Raw genomic sequence first — 16,265 nt, 5'->3', positions numbered from 1 at the left:
GGCCGTGCGACCGCGCCTGGCGCGGGCCGCCGCCGGCCGCGCGCGCGGCCCGCGGCCGAAACGCGCCGCCGGCCGCGGAGCCGACCGAATGCCCGCCGCCGTGCGCGGCGCCCGCGGCGGCCGTCAGAGCAGCGGCGCGAGCGCGCGCTCGGCGTCCGCCTTCGACAGCGCGGTGCGGCGCGCGAAATCCTCGAGCTGATCCTGCCCGATCTTGCCGACCGAGAAGTACTTGCTGTCCGGATGCGCGAGATAGAAGCCCGACACGCTCGCGGCCGGCAACATCGCGAGCGAATCGGTGATGCTCATCCCGATCTCGTCTGTATGAAGCGCTTCGAACATTGCGCGCTTCACGAGGTGATCCGGGCATGCCGGGTAGCCGGGCGCGGGGCGGATGCCCGAGTAGCGCTCGGCGATCAGCGCGTCATTGTCGAGCTGCTCGTTTGCCGCATAGCCCCATAGCTCGCGGCGCACGCGCGCGTGCATCGCCTCGGCGAACGCCTCCGCGAGGCGGTCGCCGAGCGCCTTCAGCATGATCGCGCTGTAGTCGTCGTGGTCGGCCAGGAACTGCTTTTCTTTCGCGTCGACGCCGATCCCGGCCGTCACCGCGAACATCCCGATGTAGTCGGCGACGCCCGACTCCTTCGGCGCGATGAAATCGGCGAGCGAGCGGTTCGGCCGCATCACGCCGTCGACCACCGGGCGCACGCTCTGCTGGCGCAGGTTGCGCCACGTGAGCAGCACTTCCGAGCGCGTGTCGTCCTTGTAGATCTCGATGTCGTCGTCGCCCACCGTGTTCGCGGGCAAGAGCGCGATCACGCCGTTCGCGGTCAGCCAGCGGCCCTGGATCAGGCGCGCGAGCATCGATTTCGCGTCGGAGAACACGCGGCGCGCCGATTCGCCGACGATCTCGTCGTTCAGGATCGCCGGATACGGGCCCGCGAGATCCCAGGTCTGGAAGAACGGGCCCCAGTCGATGTAGTTCGCGAGCTCGTTGAGGTCGTAGTTCTTGAACACGCGCCGGCCGATGAACTTCGGCTTGACGGGCGCGTGGTGCGCCCAGTCGATCCGCGTCTTGTTCGCGCGCGCCTCGTCGAGCGTGACGAGCGGCAGCGCCTTCTTGTTCGCGTGCTGCGCGCGGATGCGCTCGTAGTCGGACTTCAGCTCGTCGAGGTACTTCGCCGCGCCTTCGTCGGACAGCAGGCTCGAGGCGACCGACACCGAGCGCGACGCGTCCGGCACGTAGACGACGGGGCCTTCGTAGTGCGGCGCGATCTTCACGGCCGTGTGCACGCGCGACGTGGTCGCGCCGCCGATCAGGAGCGGAATCTTCTTCACGCGGAAGTAGTCGTCGCGCTGCATTTCGGACGCGACGTACGCCATTTCCTCGAGGCTCGGCGTGATGAGGCCCGACAGCCCGATGATGTCCGCGCCCTCGACCTTCGCCTTCGCGAGGATCTCGTTGCACGGGACCATCACGCCCATGTTGACCACTTCGAAGTTGTTGCACTGGAGCACGACCGACACGATGTTCTTGCCGATGTCGTGCACGTCGCCCTTCACGGTCGCGATCACGATCTTGCCCTTCGCGCGCACGTCGCCGCCCGCTTCCGCGAGCAGCCGCTTTTCTTCCTCGATGAACGGGATCAGGTGGGCGACGGCCTGCTTCATCACGCGCGCTGATTTCACGACCTGCGGCAGGAACATCTTGCCCTGGCCGAACAGGTCGCCGACGATGTTCATCCCGTCCATCAGCGGGCCTTCGATCACGTTGATCGGGCGGCCGCCCGCCGCGTCGATCTTCGCGCGCACTTCTTCGGTATCCTCGACGATGAAGGTCGTGATGCCGTGCACGAGCGCATGCGAAAGCCGCTTCTCGACCGGCTGGTTGCGCCACTCGAGGTTCTCTTCCTTCTTCGCGCCGCCGGCCTTGAACTTGTCGGCGATTTCGAGCAGGCGGTCGGTCGAATCGTCGCGGCGGTTCAGGATCACGTCCTCGACGCGCTCGCGCAGCTCGGCGTCGAGATCCGCGTACACGCCGAGCTGGCCCGCGTTCACGATGCCCATGTCCATCCCGGCCTGGATCGCGTGGTACAGGAACACGGTGTGGATCGCCTCGCGCACCGGGTCGTTGCCGCGGAACGAGAACGACACGTTCGACACGCCGCCGCTCACCTTCGCGTACGGCAGGTTCTGCTTGATCCAGCGGGTTGCTTCGATGAAGTCGACCGCGTAGTTGTTGTGCTCCTCGATGCCGGTCGCGACCGCGAAGATGTTCGGGTCGAAGATGATGTCCTCGGGCGGGAAGCCGACTTCGTTCACGAGGAAGTCGTACGAGCGCTTGCAGATCTCGGTCTTGCGCTCGTACGTGTCGGCCTGGCCGGTCTCGTCGAACGCCATCACGACGGCCGCCGCGCCGTAGCGGCGGATCAGGCTCGCGTGGTGGCGGAACGCTTCCTCGCCTTCCTTCAGCGAGATCGAGTTGACGATCGCCTTGCCCTGCACGCATTTCAGGCCGGCCTCGATCACGTCCCACTTCGACGAGTCGATCATGATCGGCACGCGCGCGATGTCCGGCTCCGACGCGATCAGGTTCAGAAAGCGCACCATCGCCGCCTTCGAATCGAGCATCGCCTCGTCCATGTTGATGTCGATCACCTGCGCGCCGTTCTCGACCTGCTGGCGCGCGACGGCGAGCGCCTCGTCGAACTGGCCGTTGAGGATCATGCGCGCGAACGCCTTCGAGCCGGTGACGTTGGTGCGTTCGCCGACGTTGATGAAGAGCGTTCCGGGCGTGACGTTGAACGGCTCGAGGCCGGCTAGGCGCATCGTATGGTCGGTCATGGCGGTGCGTGCGTATTCGGGTTGGAGTGGGGGGCGGCTGTGAGCGTCAGGCGGCTTCGCTGTACTGGTTCGGCCAGCGGCGCGGCTTGACTTCGGCGAGCGCCTTCGCGATCTCGGCGATGTGCTCGGGCGTCGTGCCGCAGCAGCCGCCCGCGAGGTTCACGAGGCCCGCCTGCGCGAATTCCTTCAGGAGCCCCGACGTGACGTCCGGCGTCTCGTCGAAGCCCGTCTCGGCCATCGGGTTCGGCAGGCCGGCGTTCGGGTAGCACGACACGTAGGTGTCGCACAGCTTCGCGAGCTCGGCGATGTACGGGCGCATCAGCGCCGCGCCGAGCGCGCAGTTCAGGCCGAAGGTGAGCGGCTTCGCGTGGCGCAGCGAATTCCAGAACGCCTCGACCGTCTGGCCGGACAGGATGCGGCCGGATGCATCGGTGACGGTGCCGGAGATCATGATCGGCAGCCGTTCACCGGTGTCCTCGAACAGCTGGTCGAGCGCGAACAGCGCGGCCTTCGCGTTCAGCGTGTCGAAGATCGTCTCGACGAGGAACAGATCCACGCCGCCGTCGAGCAGCGCCTTCGCCTGCGTGTAGTACGCGTCGCGCAGCTCGTCGAACGTGACGTTGCGCGCGCCCGGATCGTTGACGTCCGGCGAGATGCTCGCCGTCTTCGGCGTCGGCCCGATCGCGCCCGCGACGAAGCGCGGCTTGGCCGGCGTCGTGTATTTGGCGGCCGATTCGCGCGCGAGCGCGGCCGACGCGACGTTCATCTCGACGACGAGGTCTTCCATCCCGTAATCGGCCTGCGCGACGGCCGTCGCGCCGAACGTGTTCGTCTCGACGATGTCGGCGCCCGCGGCGAAGTACTGGTCGTGGATCTCGCGAATGATCTGCGGCTGCGTGATCGACAGCAGCTCGTTGTTGCCCTTCACGTCGCGCGGGAAATCCTTGAAGCGCTCGCCGCGATACGCGGCTTCGTCGAGCTTGTAGCGCTGGATCATCGTGCCCATCGCGCCGTCGAGGATCAGGATGCGCTGCCGAAGCAGCGTCGGCAGCTCGGCGCCGCGCGTGTACGGCGCGGCGAGGGCGGCGGATTGGGCGGAAGACGCGATCGGCGTGGGCTCGGACATGGCGGATTACCGGCGTATCGGAAAGCCGTCATTGTAGCCGCTGCTCCCGTCGTACGTGAGGCGGCCGTTCGCGGGCAAACAAAGCCCCCGCGCGGCGGACCGGGCGGGGGCGGGTTGGAGTGCGCCGGATCGCGTCGGGCGGCGGCGCTTTCGCGGACCCGCGGGTCCGGCAAGCGGCCGCGTCCGCGCGACGTTAGTGGAGAACCACGGGTTGCGTCATCAGGCTGTCGAACTGTCCGAGGAATTCGTCGACCTCGTCGAGCGACGGCTCGGCCTGGATCAACTGCTTCACGTGCTCGCGAAAGCGCGCGGCGAGTTCGCCGTCGATGAAGATTTCGCGTTGCGCGTTCTTGTCGACGATCTCGTAGCCACCCGAGTTCATCGCATGGTGGCCGTCCTGCGGCGGAAACTCGACGACGCAGTAGTTGGGGCTGTTGTAGATCATTTGCATGGCGGCACTCCTCTTTGCTGTGGCTTTCGGCCTCGTTGCCACCGTAGGTGGGGCAGACCGAGCCGGTTTCAAGGGGGTTGGCGCTGCACGCCGGTCGTTTTTACACGCGGCGTATCGGTTTGATGCCGATGACCTTAAAACGTTTCCGATTCTGCTCCAGTGGACGAAAGTTGTTGTCAAAGATTGTCAAGGTTGTTGCCGCTCGTGAACGGCGGGCGATTCGGCCGGCGTGCCGTCGGTCGTATTTACCGATTCGTCGGCGTTCAGCGGCGCGCCGGACGCCGGCGCCCGTGCGGCGTCCGCGCCGGCGCCTACGTTGGCGCTCGCGCCGCCGTTCGCGCCGGTGCGTTCGCCCGCCGCGTCGCGCGCATCCGAGCGACGGTGCAATAGCAACTCGATCTGCGCGCCGTTCGGTTCCGTCTGGACCATTCGCACGGGCAGCCAGCCGAGCGACGGCGCGAGCCAGATGTCGATGCGGCGCGTGTCGCCCTCGCGGCGCGGCAGCCGCATGAAATGCCGGGCGTCGAGCCTGCCCATGCCGGTCGAGATCGTCTCGTCGCCGATCGTCGTGATCGGCCAGGTCTCGCCGCTGTCGCGATCGACGACGAAGAACTCGCGCGTGACGCCCGGGCGGTACGCGTCGGGATCGCCGCCGACGAGGCCCGCGAGCTGCATCAGCATGCTGAAGCGGTCCTGCGCGCCGTCGGGCAGCGCGAGCGAATTCGGCGTGCCCGTGAACACGATCTGCCTCGTCTCGCGATTGAAGATCGCGAAGTCGGGCGGCCGCCTGCCGCGCGTCTCGACGTAGCGCTGCGGCGCGATGCCGAACGCGTCGACGCGGCCGCGGCTCTCGTACGTGTACGGGCCGACGAACGGCACGGGCATCGACACGTACAGCGAATAGGCGCGGCCGTCGGTCTGCCAGTGGATCGTGCCCGGCGTGTTCTGCATGCCGTTGTAGAACGTGTCGTATTGCAGCTCGCCCGAAGGCGGGAGCGTGAACTTCGAGCCGGGCTGCGCTTCGCCGGGCGATGCCGCGCCGGGCTGCGCGGTTGCGTCCGCGCCCGACGCGCCGCTCGCCGTGTTGCCTGATGCGCCGCTCGCCGGCTCGTCCGTTGCGGCTGTCGCCGCGCTCGCGGACTTGGCCGCGGAAGCGGCGGCGGGCGCTGCGACGGGCGCTTCGGTAGGCGCTTCGGCGGGCGACTCCACGGCGCTCAACACGGGTTCCGCGCGACGCGGCGCGCGGGCGCTCGGCTGCGGAGCGGGCATGGGCGTGGGCGCCGCATGCTTTGGGACGGCCCGTGGCCGAACGGCCGCGGGCTTCGCGGGCGCCGGCGCACGCTCGATCTGCTGCGGCTTCAGCAACTCGACCTGAACCGGCACGTTCTCGGGCTCGACAGGCTTGAACGGCTCGCGAAACCGCACGAGCCACAGCGCGGCGAGCCAGTGGAGCGCGAGCACGAGCGCGAGCACGAACGCCGCGCGCCGCACGCGGCGCGGCGCGATGCGCGGGTTCGACGAAACGGTGGACGACGGCGGCATCAGGAGCGGGCGAGCATCTCGAGCAGCGAGGAAGCGGGGGGCGCGCGCCATGCGCGGCCGGGACGCGGCGGCGCCGGTCAGGCGTCGCGCGCCCCTTCACTATACCCAAGCTCGTAGGAGAGCTTCTGCGCGCAAGCGCGCAGCGCGACGTCGATCTCCCCGCCCCAGCGGATGTCGAACGCGCCTTCGTGGCCGAGCGCGATGATCGCGAGCGCGAGATCGCCGAGCGCGTCGAACACCGGCATGCCGAACGCGTTGATCGTCGGCAGCAGCATCCCTTCGACGCGGGCCGCGCGATGCGCGCGCACGTCGGCGAGCGCCGCGTCGACTTCGGCGAGCGTGCGCGGCCCGGTGTAGTGCGTCGCGCGCCGCGTGTCGGCGAGCTCGCGCTCGATCAACGCGGCCGTCTTGCCGCGCGGCAGGTACGCGGCGAACACGAGGCCCGTCGCCGAGCCGAGGAGCGGCATCACGTCGCCGAGCTTGAGCGACGCCTTCGCCGGATGGCTCGACTCCATCCAGTGGACGATCGTCGGCCCCTGGTTGCCCCATACCGCGATGCCGACCGTCTGGTCGAGCTGATCGCGCAGCGCGGTGAGCGCGATCCGCGCGAGCTTCACGCCGTCGACGCGCGCAAGCCGCGCCAGGCCCATTTGCAGCGCGAAGCCGCCGAGCTCGTAGCGGCCCGAGACCGGGTCCTGCGAGACGAGCCCGAGCCGCTGGAAGCTCACGAGATAGCGGTGCGCCTTCGCCGGGCTCATCGCCGCGCGCTGCGCGAGGTCGCGCAGCATCATCGCGCGGGGCTCGCTCGTCAGCACGTCGAGCAGGCGAAAGCCGACCTCGATCGACTGGATGCCCGAGCGGATCTTTTCCTCGGCGGTGTCGTGGTCGTCGGCGAGATCGTCGTCGGGCGAATCGGAGGCGTTTGAGGCGGACTTGTTCACGGCGTTGCGGGAAGAATGGGAATCGAACGGCGGCGCGGCTTGCGGCGCGCGCCGCCGCGCGGATTCACCATCGTAAAATAGATTCCTTCCATCGTCACTACAACGGCTCTCTTCCCTATGAAACTTGCTTCGCTCAAGGACGGCACGCGCGACGGCCAACTGATCGTCGTATCCCGCGACCTGCACACGGCGGCGATCGCCGACGCGATCGCGCCGACGCTGCAGCGCGTGCTCGACGACTGGGCGTTCTATGCGCCGCAGCTGCGCGATCTGTACGACGCGCTGAACCAGGGCCGCGCGCGCAATGCGTTTGCGTTCGAGCCCGCCGACTGCATGGCGCCGCTGCCGCGCGCGTTCCAGTGGGCGGACGGCTCCGCTTACGTGAACCACGTCGAGCTCGTGCGCCGCGCGCGCGGCGCGCAGATGCCGCCCGAGTTCTGGACCGATCCGCTGATGTACCAGGGCGGCAGCGACGACTTTCTCGGGCCGCGCGACGACATCGTCTGCGCGTCGGAGGAGTGGGGCATCGATTTCGAGGCGGAGGTCGCGGTGATCACGGCCGACGTGCCGATGGGCGCGACGCCCGACGAGGCGCTGAAGGCGGTGCGGCTCGTCACGCTCGTCAACGACGTGTCGCTGCGCAACCTGATTCCCGCCGAGCTCGCGAAGGGCTTCGGCTTCTTTCAGAGCAAGCCGGCGAGCGCGTTCGCGCCGGTGGCCGTGACGCCCGACGAGCTCGGCGAGCACTGGCGCGACGGCCGCGTGCATCGCCCGATGATCGTTCACTGGAACGGCAAGAAGGTCGGCCAGCCGGATGCGGGCGTCGACATGGTGTTTCACTTCGGTCAACTGATCGCGCACGCGGCGAAGACGCGCAACGTGCGCGCGGGCTCGATCGTCGGCTCGGGCACGGTGTCGAACCAGGATGCGAAGCGCGGCTACTGCTGCATCGCCGAGAAGCGCTGCGTCGAGACGATCGAGCACGGCGCGCCGCAGACCGAGTTCATGCGCTATGGCGACAAGGTCAAGATCGAGATGTTCGACGAAGCCGGGAAGTCGATCTTCGGGGCGATCGAGCAGGCGGTGGCGCCGGTGGACGGCGCTGCGTAATCGAGCGAAGGACGCGAAGGATGCGAAGCCGAAGCCCCGCGACGAGAGGCCGTGCGAGCAAGCCGCGTGAAACGCGCGCCGGCGCGGCGCGCGACGTGCACGTTCCGGCGTCGCGGTGCGCGCGGTGCTTCGCCGGTCCCGCGCCGGGTTTCGCCCGATGCCCGCCCGAACGGGCTTCGCTACACTGAATCGAAAGCGACGAAGAAGCCTCCCGATCACTCAATCCCAATCGAAGGAAGGTTCAGCATGTCCGATCTCGCTCCCTATGCCGGCTACGAAGCGCTGCGCATCCGGCGTCAGCCGCACGGCGTCGTCGAAATCGTGATGAGCGGCGAAGGCGCGAACCGCAGCGGCCTCGCGGTCGCGAGCGAAGCGATGCATCGCGAGCTCGCCGACATCTGGCGCGACGTCGATCGCGATCCCGATGCGCGCGTCGCCGTGATTCGCGGCGAAGGCAAAGGCTTCTCGGCGGGCGGCGATCTCGCGCTGGTCGAGCGGATGGCCGACGACCACGCGGTGCGCGAGCGCGTCTGGCGCGAGGCGCGCGATCTCGTCTACAACGTGATCAACTGCAGCAAGCCGATCGTCTCCGCGATGCACGGGCCCGCCGTCGGCGCGGGGCTCGTCGCGGGGCTGCTCGCCGACGTGTCGATCGCCGCGAAGAGCGCGCGGATCATCGACGGCCACACGCGCCTCGGCGTCGCCGCGGGCGATCACGCGGCGATCGTCTGGCCGCTTCTGTGCGGGATGGCGAAGGCGAAATACCACCTGCTCCTCTGCGAGCCCGTGAGCGGCGACGAGGCCGAGCGCATCGGGCTCGTGTCGCTCGCGGTCGACGATCACGATCTGCTGCCGAAGGCGTACGAGCTCGCCGAGCGGCTCGCGCACGGCTCGCCAAGCGCGATCCGCTGGACCAAGTACGCGCTCAACAACTGGCTGCGGCTCGCGGGGCCGACGTTCGACGCGTCGCTCGCGCTCGAATTCATGGGGTTTTCGGGGCCGGACGTGCGCGAAGGCATTCGCTCGCTGCGCGAGCGCCGCGCGCCGGATTTTTCGGGCGACGTGCCGTCGTGAGCGCCGCGCGCGCTATGATCGGCAATGGACGCCGCCGCGCGGCGTTCGCCCGTGACCCGCTTCAATCGTTTCGAAGGAATCGACGATGACCGATACCAACGGCACCAATCCGTTTTCCGGCTTCGGCGGCTTTCAGCCCGCCGGCTTCCTCGACAAGATGTGGGAGATGATGCGCCTCACGCCGTTCGGCGGGTTGGGCGCGTTTCCGGGCGCGTCGCAAGGGCTGCCGCCGTCGCTGTCGGCGATGTCGGACCTGATGGCGCCGCTCGCGAGCGTCGAGGAGCTCGACAAGCGGATCACCGATCTGCGCGCGGTCGAGCAGTGGCTGAAGCTCAACCTCGGCATGCTGCAGTCCGCGATCCAGGCGCTCGAGGTGCAGCGCGCGACGCTCGCGACGCTGCGCGCGTTCGGCGCGTTCGCGCAGACCTCGATGGCCGCCGCCGAAGCCGCGTTGACACCCGACGATTCGGCGCATCGCGAATCCGCTTCGACGCCGGCGTCGGCGCGCGAAGCCGGCGCGAGCGAGCGCGACGAAACGCGCGGCGGCGCGTTCGCGAGTGCCGATGCGGGCGCGGCGGCCGCGGCCGAAGGCGCGCAGCAGCCGCAAGCGGCGCCGGGCGCCGACGCGTTCGATCCGGCGGGCTGGTGGAACCTGCTGCAATCGCAATTCAATCAGCTCGCGCGTTTCGCGATGGCCCAGCCGGGCATGACGCCCGCGGGCGGCGCGTCCGAGCCGGGCGGCGACGCGGCGCCGAAGCCGTCCGCCGCGAAGAAGCCGGCGACGCGCCGCGCCGCCTCGCCGCGCGCGAGCGGCTCGGCGGCCGACCGCGCGCCCGGCGCGTCGAGCGCGGCCGACGACGCGAAGCCCGCCGCCGCGAAGAAACCGGCGAAGCGCAGCCCGTGACGCGCGCGGCGCCGATGAGGACACGCTGAGGCGGACATGCGGCTCGCGCTCGTGCTGATGGGAGGCGGCGCGCGCGCCGCGTATCAGGTCGGCGTGCTGAAGGGGCTCGCCGAGATCGCGCACGATGTCGATCCGAAGCGGCGCACATCGCCGTTCACGGTGATCTGCGGCTCGTCGGCGGGCGCGATCAACGCGACGTCGCTCGCGAGCCACGCCGACGATTTCGAGCACGGCGTGCGGCGTCTGCTCGAATTCTGGGAGCGGCTGCGCGCCGAGCACGTGTATCGAACCGACTGGCTCGGCATTGCCGCCGCGGGCGCGCGCTGGCTCGCCGCGATGAGCATCGGCTGGGCGGCGCGCCGCTCGCCGCGCGGGCTGCTCGACAACGCGCCGCTCGCGCACCTGCTGCGGCGCGAGCTCAACTTCCACCGGATCGAGCTGATGCTCGAGGCGCGCAAGCTGCATGCGCTGTCGGTGACGGCGCTCAGCTACACGAGCGGCCGCCATCTGACGTTCTATCAGGCGAGCGAGCCGATTCAGGCGTGGCGGCGCGCGGAGCGCACGGCCCGGATGGTCGATCTGTCCGCGGGGCATCTGATCGCGTCGTCGGCGATTCCGTTCGTGTTTCCCGCGGTGCCGCTCGTGCTCGACGGCCAGATCGAATATTTCGGCGACGGCTCGATCCGGCAGATCGCGCCGCTGTCGCCCGCGATCCATTTCGGCAGCGACCGGATCGTCGTGGTCGGCGCCGCCGACCCGCGGCCCGAGGTGCCCGCCGCGAACGGCAACGGGCGCGGCTACCCGTCGCTTGCGCAGATCGGCCAGCAGGTGCTCGCGAGCGTGTTCCTCGATTCGATCGGCGCCGACATCGAGCGGATCGATCACGTGAACCGGATGATCGAGCATTTGCCCGCCTACGTCGAGCCGGCGAGCGGCTGGCGGCACGTCGACGTGCTCGCGATCGCGCCGTCCGAGCGGATCGAGCTCATCGCGTCGAAGCATCTGAAGCGGCTGCCGCTCACGGTGCGCGGGCTGCTCGGCGCGGTGGGCGGCAACAAGCCGGCGGGCGCGTCGTTTGCGAGCTATCTGCTGTTCGAGGCGGAGTTCACGCGCGAGCTCGTCGAGCTCGGCTACCGCGACGCGCACGGGCAGCGCGAGCGGCTCGCGCAGTGGATCGCGTCCGCCGAGCGCACCGGCGCGGAAGCGCAAGGCGGCCCGGGCTCGGGCGTCGAGGCGGGCGCGAGCGTCGCGGGGACGGACGACGGCGTGGCGGGCAGCGGCGATGCGCGCACGTCCGGCCGGGCCGCCGGGCGCTGACGGCGCCGCAGCGGCGGCCCGCGTCCGGATTCGACGTGCCGCTCGCGACGAACGGGATCGTCCCGGACCGGATGAATCGCCCGCATGCGGCCCGATGCGGGCCGACGCGGCCCGTTGCCGCCTCGCGCCGTTCGCCCGCGTTGCGGCGGGGCGGCGCATTCGGGCGCGGCGATTCAGCGCCGTTCGCCCGTCGTTCAACGGCCGTTCGCCCGCCATTGCGGCTTGGGTTGCGTTTTCGCCACGCTAACGGAATGCTTTCGCTGCGACGCTTTGCCGCATGGGCGCGGCCCCGGCGCCCGCCGCCGTCTCGGAACGGTCACAGTCGCGTGCTATTATGGCCGCCGCCGAATACATCACATCGGGCCGCTCGGGCGCAGCCGTTCACCACGGCGCGCGCGGGGCCCGGCAACGAAGCCGGCGGTGCGCCGGCGCCTTTCAGGCATGCGCGACGCGGCTTTCGATCGTCGGGAGCGCTGAGTGCGGCCTTGCCCCACGGTGGAAGTGCGGCCGCCCGGCGTCCGGCGCGAAACCTGCGTCCGGGCCCGGATTAGCGCGTAAAATTATCGACTTGGTTGCGAAAACGCCTGCACTAGGCGTGTTTGCCGCAACAGTCACGTTTGGTTGTCGCATTGCGCAGAACAGGGGTGGGACCATGAACACCATGCTTTATCCGGAACTTTACAAGTCGCTCGAAGCCGTCCGCTGGGACATGGAGAAGGACATCCCTTGGGACAAGTTCGACGCATCGCTCCTGAGTGACGAGCAGGCGAGGACGATCAAGATGAACGCGATCACCGAGTGGTCGGCGTTGCCCGCGACGGAGATGTTCCTGCGCGACAATCACCACGACAGCGATTTCTCCGCGTTCATGAGCGTGTGGTTCTTCGAGGAGCAGAAGCACTCGCTCGTGCTGATGGAATATCTGCGCCGCTTCAAGCCGGAACTGATGCCGACGGAAGAGGAACTGCACGCGGTGCGCTTCGAGTTCGATCCGGCGCCGCCGCTCGAGACGCTGATGCTGCACTTCTGCGGCGAAATTCGCCTGAACCACTGGTATCGCCGCGCGGCCGAGTGGCATACCGAGCCCGTCATCAAGCACATCTACGAGACGATCTCGCGCGACGAGGCGCGTCACGGCGGCGCGTACCTGCGCTACATGAAGAAGGCGCTCAACAACTGCGGCGACGTCGCGCGCGCGGCGTTCTCGAAGATCGGCGTGCTGATGGCGTCGGCGCGCCGCACCGAGAAGCCGCTGCACCCGACGAACCTGCATGTGAACCAGGCGCTGTTCCCGCGCGACACCGTGCAGTCGCGCCTGCCCGATCCGGAATGGCTCGAGCGCTGGCTCGACGAGCAGATCCGTTTCGACGGCGAGTGGGAGAAGAAGGTCGTCGACCGCATCCTGCACAACCTGTCGGTGCTGTTCGAGCGCACGTTCGCGACCGCGCAGGAACTGAACCGCTATCGGAAGGAAGTCACGGCGCGCCTGCAGGCGCAGGGCGGCCCGGCCGCCGCGCAGCCCGCGTAACCGCCGCCGCATCGCGCGACAAGCCCGCTCGCAGGTTCGGCGGGCTTTTCTTTTGCCGTTTCGCGTTGCAGCCGGCGTGCGCCTGGTGCGACGCGGTTTGCCCCGTTCATCCCGACCAACGAGTTTTCCGACCATGCCCGCTTCGTTCGAACGCAAGCTGATCACCCGCGACGCGCTCGCCGCCTTGCGCGCGTCGCTGCCCGCGCCCGTCGTCTTCACGAACGGCGTATTCGACATCCTGCATCGCGGCCACGTCACCTATCTCGCCGACGCGAAGGCGCTCGGCGCATGCCTCGTCGTCGGCGTGAACAGCGACGCGTCGGTGCGCATGCTCGGCAAGGGCGACGACCGGCCGGTCAACGTGCAGGAAGACCGGATGGCGCTGCTCGCCGCGCTCGAATGCGTCGACTGGGTCGTCGGCTTCGACGAGAAGACGCCGGTGTCGCTGATCGAGGCGGTGCGCCCCGACATCCTCGTGAAGGGCGGCGACTACGACATGGACGCGCTGCCCGAATCCGCGCTCGTGCGCGGCTGGGGCGGGCGGGCGCTGGCGATTCCGTTCGAGCACGATCGCTCGACCACCAAGCTGCTGAAGAAGGTGCGCTCGCAGTCGAACGGCGACTGATCGACGCTTCGCGCGGCCGGCGTCGCGCGCAGGGGCGCGCGGGCGGCTCGACGCTGCGTCACGGCGTCAGTGTGCGGCCGAGGCGTTCGGCTGGGGTTGGGCCGGCGCTCGAGCCGGCGGCGCCGCGGCCGTGGCCGTGGCCGCGGCGGGCGGCAATGCCGGTGCCTGCGTCGCTGAACTCGTCGCGGCGCCGGACGCCGGAACGGACATCGGGCCGGAAGTCGGGCCGAGCGCGTTCAGCGGCGCGGTGTCGAGCGGCGGCGACACGATCGGCCCGCCGATGATCGGCTGATCCGCTGCCTGCGACACGGGCGCAACGCGCAGCGCGTCCGGCCGCACCTGCAGCAGCGCGTGGCCCGGCTCGCGCGGGCCCGCGGCGGGCATCGGGCCGAACACGCCGCGCACTACCACGAACGCGAGCATGTTGGCGAGAAAGAGAATAGAGATCAGCCAGCGCAGCATCGTCAATACTCCCGAGAATCGTTCCGTTACCGTCAATCCGCCGCGCATCGCATCGCATCGCGGCGCCGCGCCGCTTCGCGCGCGAGCGGCTTGCGGGCCGCTCGCGCGCGCGGCCCGCGTCACGTCGAATGCGCGATCAGCGCGAGGCCCGTCAGCACGAGCGTGTCGTGCCGCGTATGCGGGACAGTCAGCGCGCGCACGATCGCCTCCGCCGCGCCGCCCGACAGCACGAGCCGCACCGGCGCTTTCCACGCTCGTTCGAGATCGCGCCACGCGCGCTCGATGAGCCCCGCCTGCGCCTGCAGGCAGCCGGCGGACAGCGCATGCGGCGTGTCGATCGCGAACGGCGCGTGCGCGTCGTTCGCGGCGACTTCGTCGAGCAGGCTCGTCGCGGCGTCGATCGACACCGTCGGCAATTGCGCGGTGTGCATGCCGAGCGAGCGCATCATCAGCGCCCAGCCGGGCGCGATCAGCCCGCCCGCGAAATGGCCGTCCGCGCGCAGCGCTTCGAGCGTCGTCGCGGTGCCGAACGTCGCGATCAGCAGATGCTCGCCCGGGAATGCGGCGTGCGCGCCGATGAGCCCCGCCCAGCGGTCGCTGCCGAGGCGCGAGGGCTTCGCGTAGCTGTTCGTCACGCCGCATTGCGCGGCGCTCGCGCGGACGACGGTGCGTGCGAGCGCGGGCCAATGCGCGTCGATCAGCGCGTCGATGCGCGCGGCGGCCGCGTCGCCCGCGACGTTCGAGATCCACGCGCCGCTCGGCGCGGGCAGCGTCGACCAATCCGGCGTGTCGTCCGCGTGCTCGAACGCGCCGCTCGCGACGAAATGGCGCGCGCTGTCCGCGAGCGCCCATTTGACGCGGCTGTTGCCCGCGTCGATCAGCAAGCACAAGCCGCTCATCGGTCGCTCCCCGGCGCGCGCAGCGACACGTCGCCCGCCGCGATCGCCTGCCGGCCGGCGGGCGTGTCGAGCAGCAACTGGCCTGTCGCGTCGATGCCGGCCGCAACGCCGCGCGCGAGCTCCGCGCCGCGTTCGAGCAGCGCGACGTCGCGGCCCGCGTAAGCGTGCAGCGCGTTCCAGCGCGCCGTGAACGGCGCGAGGCCGCTCGTCGCGAACGCGGGCAGCGCGACGGCGAGCGCGTTCAGTGCGGCGGCGAACGTGTCGGTGAGCGTCGCGCCGGGGCGCACGGCGGACAGCGCGACGGGCGGCAGGCCGCCCGCGAGCGTCGCGTCGCGCGCGCGCAGCGCGTCGATTTCGGCCGCGGCGGCATCGGCCGCACGCACGTTGACGCCGAAGCCGATCACGACCGCGGTCGCATCGTTCGTGTTCCAGACGGTTTCGATCAGGATGCCGGCGAGCTTGCCGACGATCGCGGTCTCGCCGCCTTGCGTCGACGTGACGAGCAGGTCGTTCGGCCATTTGAGCGCGATGCGAGGGGCGGCGGCGGTTGTATCGGCGGTTGCGTCGGCGGTCGTGTCGGCGCGTTGGCGGGCGGCCGGTTCGGCGCGCGCGCCGGTCGGCATTTCGGCGAACGCTTCGGCGAGCGCGACGCCGACCGCGAGGCTCAGGCCCGCGAGCTCGCCGACGGGCCGCGGCAGCACGCACGCGATCGAGCACAGCAGCGCGTCGCCCGGCCGGGCGAACCACGGGCGGCTTTGCCGGCCGCGTCCGGCCGTCTGCTCGTACGCGACGCGCGCGATCGGCGCGGCGAGCGCGTCGCGGCTGCGCGGCAGCGATTTCAGCTGCGCGGCGAGGTCGGCGTTGGTCGAACCCGTCGTGTCGACGATCTGGATCGACCATTCGCGGGCCGCGGGGGCGAGGCGCGCATCCACGCGTGCGCGGTCGATGCGCGGCCCGTCGTTCGCGGGCGTCGAGAGGTGAGGGGCGGCATTCATGGCGCGTATTGTAGCGACAGGGTGTCGCGCGTGGCTTTCCACGTGACCGACGAGGGCTTCGGATCGACGGCGTTCGAAGCGCGCGGGCGCGATCGAGTTGCCGCGACGCCGCGCAACGCGGCGCGCCGAATTGCGCCGCAGCCGCGGGCGAACGCGTTTCGCGACGGCCTCGACGCACGGATCGACAAGCGCGGCGCGCTGCCCGACGAGGTTCGCGCGCTCATCAAAGCCCCCGGCGCCGCGGCCAACAGGATCGAGCAAGGCGGCGGCCAACCGAAGGACGGCGTGAACGCGATTCGCGGCGTGACGGCGATCGCGCCGGGCGGTGCGTCGTCGACGGCGCTGAAAAAGCACATTTGATGAACAGGCTCGGGCCGTATCGGCGCGCGCCGTCTGTCGATGAATGGACGGCGCGGCGCATTTGCGCCGATGATTCGGCGTCCGAGCGTC

General features: G+C 70.0%; 15 protein-coding genes and 1 pseudogene. 8 read left to right on the top strand and 8 right to left on the bottom strand.

What is annotated here, in order from left to right; genetic code table 11:
- Positions 1–123 precede the first annotated feature (123 nt).
- The 5 genes from metH to WT60_RS18295 all read right to left on the bottom strand — a co-directional run bounded on the left by metH (position 124) and on the right by WT60_RS18295 (position 6,901).
- A complete protein-coding gene (gene metH, locus WT60_RS18315; RefSeq protein ID WP_059670163.1) occupies positions 124–2,841 on the bottom strand; it encodes a methionine synthase in 2,718 nt (905 codons plus the stop codon).
- A 46-nt stretch (positions 2,842–2,887) separates the two neighbouring features.
- Positions 2,888–3,967 carry a homocysteine S-methyltransferase family protein gene (locus tag WT60_RS18310; RefSeq protein ID WP_038747125.1) on the bottom strand — a complete coding sequence of 360 codons (1,080 nt, stop codon included), beginning with the start codon at positions 3,965–3,967 and terminating at the stop codon, positions 2,888–2,890.
- Positions 3,968–4,160: 193 nt separating this feature from the next.
- Complete coding sequence (locus WT60_RS18305; protein WP_009893251.1) at positions 4,161–4,418, bottom strand: DUF3567 domain-containing protein; 258 nt, start codon at positions 4,416–4,418, stop codon at positions 4,161–4,163.
- Between the two features lie 186 nt (positions 4,419–4,604).
- Positions 4,605–5,960 (bottom strand): DUF3108 domain-containing protein, encoded by a 1,356-nt coding sequence (locus WT60_RS18300; protein ID WP_060355158.1) that lies wholly within the window; start codon positions 5,958–5,960, stop codon positions 4,605–4,607.
- A gap of 77 nt (positions 5,961–6,037) precedes the next feature.
- Positions 6,038–6,901, bottom strand: coding sequence for an IclR family transcriptional regulator (locus WT60_RS18295; protein ID WP_038747131.1), 864 nt, complete (start codon positions 6,899–6,901; stop codon positions 6,038–6,040).
- Positions 6,902–7,018: 117 nt separating this feature from the next.
- Between WT60_RS18295 and WT60_RS18290 the strand changes: the two genes are divergently transcribed.
- The 7 genes and pseudogenes from WT60_RS18290 (at position 7,019) to rfaE2 (ending at position 13,459) form a co-directional block, all read left to right on the top strand.
- Positions 7,019–8,011 carry a fumarylacetoacetate hydrolase family protein gene (locus tag WT60_RS18290; protein WP_038747134.1) on the top strand — a complete coding sequence of 331 codons (993 nt, stop codon included), beginning with the start codon at positions 7,019–7,021 and terminating at the stop codon, positions 8,009–8,011.
- Between the two features lie 246 nt (positions 8,012–8,257).
- Positions 8,258–9,085 (top strand): enoyl-CoA hydratase/isomerase family protein, encoded by an 828-nt coding sequence (locus tag WT60_RS18285; RefSeq protein WP_059670165.1) that lies wholly within the window; start codon positions 8,258–8,260, stop codon positions 9,083–9,085.
- 85 nt (positions 9,086–9,170) lie between these two features.
- Positions 9,171–9,989, top strand: a complete 819-nt coding sequence (locus tag WT60_RS18280; RefSeq protein ID WP_059644248.1) for a PhaM family polyhydroxyalkanoate granule multifunctional regulatory protein — start codon at positions 9,171–9,173, stop codon at positions 9,987–9,989.
- A 36-nt stretch (positions 9,990–10,025) separates the two neighbouring features.
- Positions 10,026–11,306 (top strand): patatin-like phospholipase family protein, encoded by a 1,281-nt coding sequence (locus WT60_RS18275; RefSeq protein ID WP_060355159.1) that lies wholly within the window; start codon positions 10,026–10,028, stop codon positions 11,304–11,306.
- Between the two features lie 227 nt (positions 11,307–11,533).
- Positions 11,534–11,857 (top strand): annotated as a pseudogene (locus WT60_RS35245) (hypothetical protein); the annotation flags it as partial.
- 101 nt (positions 11,858–11,958) lie between these two features.
- Entirely contained in the window at positions 11,959–12,834 is an 876-nt protein-coding gene (locus WT60_RS18265; protein WP_038747145.1) for a ferritin, read from the top strand.
- 133 nt (positions 12,835–12,967) lie between these two features.
- A complete protein-coding gene (rfaE2, locus tag WT60_RS18260; protein WP_060355160.1) occupies positions 12,968–13,459 on the top strand; it encodes a D-glycero-beta-D-manno-heptose 1-phosphate adenylyltransferase in 492 nt (163 codons plus the stop codon).
- 66 nt (positions 13,460–13,525) lie between these two features.
- On the opposite strand, the gene WT60_RS18255 is transcribed toward rfaE2, so the two are convergent.
- The 3 genes from WT60_RS18255 to WT60_RS18245 form a co-directional block, all read right to left on the bottom strand.
- A complete protein-coding gene (locus WT60_RS18255) occupies positions 13,526–13,921 on the bottom strand; it encodes a hypothetical protein (protein WP_060355175.1) in 396 nt (131 codons plus the stop codon).
- A gap of 119 nt (positions 13,922–14,040) precedes the next feature.
- Positions 14,041–14,820, bottom strand: coding sequence for a type III pantothenate kinase (locus WT60_RS18250; protein WP_059670167.1), 780 nt, complete (start codon positions 14,818–14,820; stop codon positions 14,041–14,043).
- Positions 14,817–15,815: a biotin--[acetyl-CoA-carboxylase] ligase gene (locus WT60_RS18245; protein WP_060355161.1), complete on the bottom strand. Its 999-nt coding sequence runs from the start codon at positions 15,813–15,815 to the stop codon at positions 14,817–14,819. The genes WT60_RS18250 and WT60_RS18245 overlap by 4 nt, the downstream gene beginning before the upstream one ends.
- Between WT60_RS18245 and WT60_RS18240 the strand changes: the two genes are divergently transcribed.
- Complete coding sequence (locus tag WT60_RS18240) at positions 15,798–16,175, top strand: hypothetical protein (RefSeq protein WP_145986821.1); 378 nt, start codon at positions 15,798–15,800, stop codon at positions 16,173–16,175. The two genes, WT60_RS18245 and WT60_RS18240, sit on opposite strands and share 18 nt — an antisense overlap.
- Positions 16,176–16,265: the final 90 nt, after the last annotated feature.

Source organism: Burkholderia sp. MSMB617WGS (assembly GCF_001532025.2).
GTDB lineage: Bacteria > Pseudomonadota > Gammaproteobacteria > Burkholderiales > Burkholderiaceae > Burkholderia > Burkholderia savannae.
This window is presented reverse-complemented; position numbering and strand designations above follow the sequence as displayed.

Excerpts from the sequence above, each read along its gene's own strand:
- WT60_RS18275 (WP_060355159.1), top strand. The coding sequence starts at position 10,026 with ATGCGGCTCGCGCTCGTGCTGATGGGAGGCGGCGCGCGCGCCGCGTAT.
- WT60_RS18250 (WP_059670167.1), bottom strand. The coding sequence starts at position 14,820 with ATGAGCGGCTTGTGCTTGCTGATCGACGCGGGCAACAGCCGCGTCAAA.
- WT60_RS18265 (WP_038747145.1), top strand. The coding sequence starts at position 11,959 with ATGAACACCATGCTTTATCCGGAACTTTACAAGTCGCTCGAAGCCGTC.
- metH (WP_059670163.1), bottom strand. The coding sequence starts at position 2,841 with ATGACCGACCATACGATGCGCCTAGCCGGCCTCGAGCCGTTCAACGTC.
- WT60_RS18310 (WP_038747125.1), bottom strand. The coding sequence starts at position 3,967 with ATGTCCGAGCCCACGCCGATCGCGTCTTCCGCCCAATCCGCCGCCCTC.
- WT60_RS18305 (WP_009893251.1), bottom strand. The coding sequence starts at position 4,418 with ATGCAAATGATCTACAACAGCCCCAACTACTGCGTCGTCGAGTTTCCG.
- WT60_RS18285 (WP_059670165.1), top strand. The coding sequence starts at position 8,258 with ATGTCCGATCTCGCTCCCTATGCCGGCTACGAAGCGCTGCGCATCCGG.
- WT60_RS18255 (WP_060355175.1), bottom strand. The coding sequence starts at position 13,921 with ATGCTGCGCTGGCTGATCTCTATTCTCTTTCTCGCCAACATGCTCGCG.
- WT60_RS18290 (WP_038747134.1), top strand. The coding sequence starts at position 7,019 with ATGAAACTTGCTTCGCTCAAGGACGGCACGCGCGACGGCCAACTGATC.
- rfaE2 (WP_060355160.1), top strand. The coding sequence starts at position 12,968 with ATGCCCGCTTCGTTCGAACGCAAGCTGATCACCCGCGACGCGCTCGCC.
- WT60_RS18280 (WP_059644248.1), top strand. The coding sequence starts at position 9,171 with ATGACCGATACCAACGGCACCAATCCGTTTTCCGGCTTCGGCGGCTTT.
- WT60_RS18300 (WP_060355158.1), bottom strand. The coding sequence starts at position 5,960 with ATGCCGCCGTCGTCCACCGTTTCGTCGAACCCGCGCATCGCGCCGCGC.
- WT60_RS18245 (WP_060355161.1), bottom strand. The coding sequence starts at position 15,815 with ATGAATGCCGCCCCTCACCTCTCGACGCCCGCGAACGACGGGCCGCGC.